Here is a 2,156-nt window from a genome sequence, read left to right as displayed (position 1 = left end):
TTTATGTAGAGACCCTTGGCAAGAAAACCTCACAGGTCCACGGTGGCGATCAAGAACAGCAGTTGATCGCTGAACTGGAAGAAGAGGAATCCATGCTCAAGAAGTTAGCCGATTATTTACGGCGAGACTGTTTGGTTTCCCTGTGGTGAGCAGGTGTAATGATTTTCTTACCCATGCTCCTTATCATCACCAGCACTGGTTCCCACCACAGCAGATCAGACTAAGCCTGTGGTCGAACTAATTCATTAATAACTGCCTTGTCCATTAGGTGCGCTTTCCGTGATGGCGAGCAATCCCTTGACCGTAGGTCACGCTACGCGAACGCCATCACGGGTCACACCTGTTGATGGACGAGGCGTTTTTTTATCTGATTACAGGCGGGAATGAAACAGTTCTAGTACTCTTAGGACTTACGGAAATCTCTCAATTTAAATCTACCTGTAGGGTGGACAAAACCTTGCCCACCCTACCCATGGATTCTGTGCGTAAGTCCTGTCCTTAGTCTTTCCTAAAGCGATCGCTTATATCGAACTCAGGTTATACCAATTCTTAGCCCTCACAGGGCTACACATTATTAATTTCATCTCCCCATCTCCCCATGTCCCCACAGGTCCCACACGCCCGATACGCCCCGTCTCCTCACACTTCCTATACTCCCTGCTCCCTGTTCCCTTTGCTATTAACTAATGACTCGACATCCCACGGACTTTAGCACCTATTTTACTTGTGGGATGATTCAACCATAAATATTAAGCCAAAGTGGCAAGCATTTTTTTAATTATATTAGATATAATAACCGGTTCCTAAATAATAAAGTACTTCAATACAACCCCATCAAAATTACCAATCTCTTTGAACTAATTCAGAATCGGTTACTAGTCACTATTTAGTTGTGGGATGAGTCAATCATTATTATCAAGCCAAAGTGGCGTTATTTTTTAAAATTAAATTAGATATAATTACCAGTTTATAACTAATAAACTACTTCAATAAAAGCCCATCAAAATTACCAATTTTTTTGAACTAATTCAGAATCGATTATTGCTCACTATTTAGTTGTGGGAGGAGTAAAGCATAAATATTAAGCCAAAGTGGCCAGCATGTTTTTAATTAGGTTAGATATAATGACCGGTTCCTAAATAATAAAGTACTTCGATACAACGCCATCAAAATTACCAATCTCTTTGAACTAATACAGAATTCGTTACTACTGAATAAATACTTATAGTAAATTCAGTAATTTTTAAAAAATAAAAGGTTGAAGCCAAATTGGCGAGACATGCCTAGGGGAATCTGGATATAGTTATATCAACAGCTCAAACAAAGCTGCTCGAAACAAAAAAAATCAACAACAAAGAAGGAGAAAATCAATGCTTATTTCTGACCTAAATCATCTAGAGTCCGTTGAAGCTAGCAAAGTTCAAGGTGGACTTTCATTAAGCAACAATTTCCAAAGCGTTTTCAAAACTAAAAGCACCATCGTAGAAAACGAACTTTTCAATACTACAGTTAACGTTAAAGTAGATATCGGTAATACTGCTACTGCTTCCGGTAATACTGCTTCTGAAGCTCAAAGCGATGCAGGTAATAATGTTGCTAGTAAGCAAGAAAGCTTCTTCTTGACTCTTGAGCAAGGTGGCGTAACTGCTACTAAGTCTCAAGGTATTGGATTCTCTGCTATCCAGTAGTAATTAGTCAGGATATTTTCCTGATTCATTAACTTTTAAACCTGGGTGTCTTCATATCCTAATAGAATGCAGTACCTTCAGTTCTATATGAACATGATTACACTCAGGTTTAGGTTTGATTGCTTCAGTGTGATTGCTTCAGGATAGTCAATCCTCGGCGTTACCAATAAAATTAACAACCAAGAAGGAGAAAATCAATGCTTATTTCTGACCTAAATCATCTAGAGTCCGTTGAAGCTAGCAAAGTTCAAGGTGGACTTTCTTTAAGCAACAACTTCACCAGCATTTTCAGCACTACCAGCAGCATCGTAGAAAACGAACTTTTCAATACTACAGTTAATGTTAAAGTAGATATCGGTAATACTGCTACTGCTTCCGGTAATACTGCTTCTGAAGCTCAAAGCGATGCAGGTAATAATGTTGCTAGTAAGCAAGAAAGCTTCTTCTTGACTCTTGAGCAAGGTGGCG

The 2,156-nt window shown here is 39.1% G+C and carries 2 protein-coding genes; both read left to right on the top strand.

Going from position 1 to position 2,156, the window contains the following annotated elements; genetic code table 11:
- The first annotated feature begins 1,370 nt into the window (after nucleotides 1–1,370).
- Complete coding sequence (locus tag F6K53_RS38065) at nucleotides 1,371–1,688, top strand: hypothetical protein (protein WP_293024712.1); 318 nt, start codon at nucleotides 1,371–1,373, stop codon at nucleotides 1,686–1,688.
- A 197-nt stretch (nucleotides 1,689–1,885) separates the two neighbouring features.
- Nucleotides 1,886–2,156: hypothetical protein (locus F6K53_RS38060; RefSeq protein WP_293084914.1), on the top strand; the 271-nt coding region annotated here is incomplete at its 3' end.

The organism is Moorena sp. SIO4A1 (assembly GCF_010672065.1).
In the GTDB taxonomy this organism is placed as follows: Bacteria; Cyanobacteriota; Cyanobacteriia; order Cyanobacteriales; family Coleofasciculaceae; genus Moorena.
The sequence above is the reverse complement of the archived record's forward strand: the minus strand, read 5'-3'. Positions and strand labels throughout refer to the sequence as shown.

Bases quoted from the DNA above. Each gene is read 5' to 3' on its own strand.
- F6K53_RS38065 (WP_293024712.1), top strand. From the start codon at position 1,371: ATGCTTATTTCTGACCTAAATCATCTAGAGTCCGTTGAAGCTAGCAAA.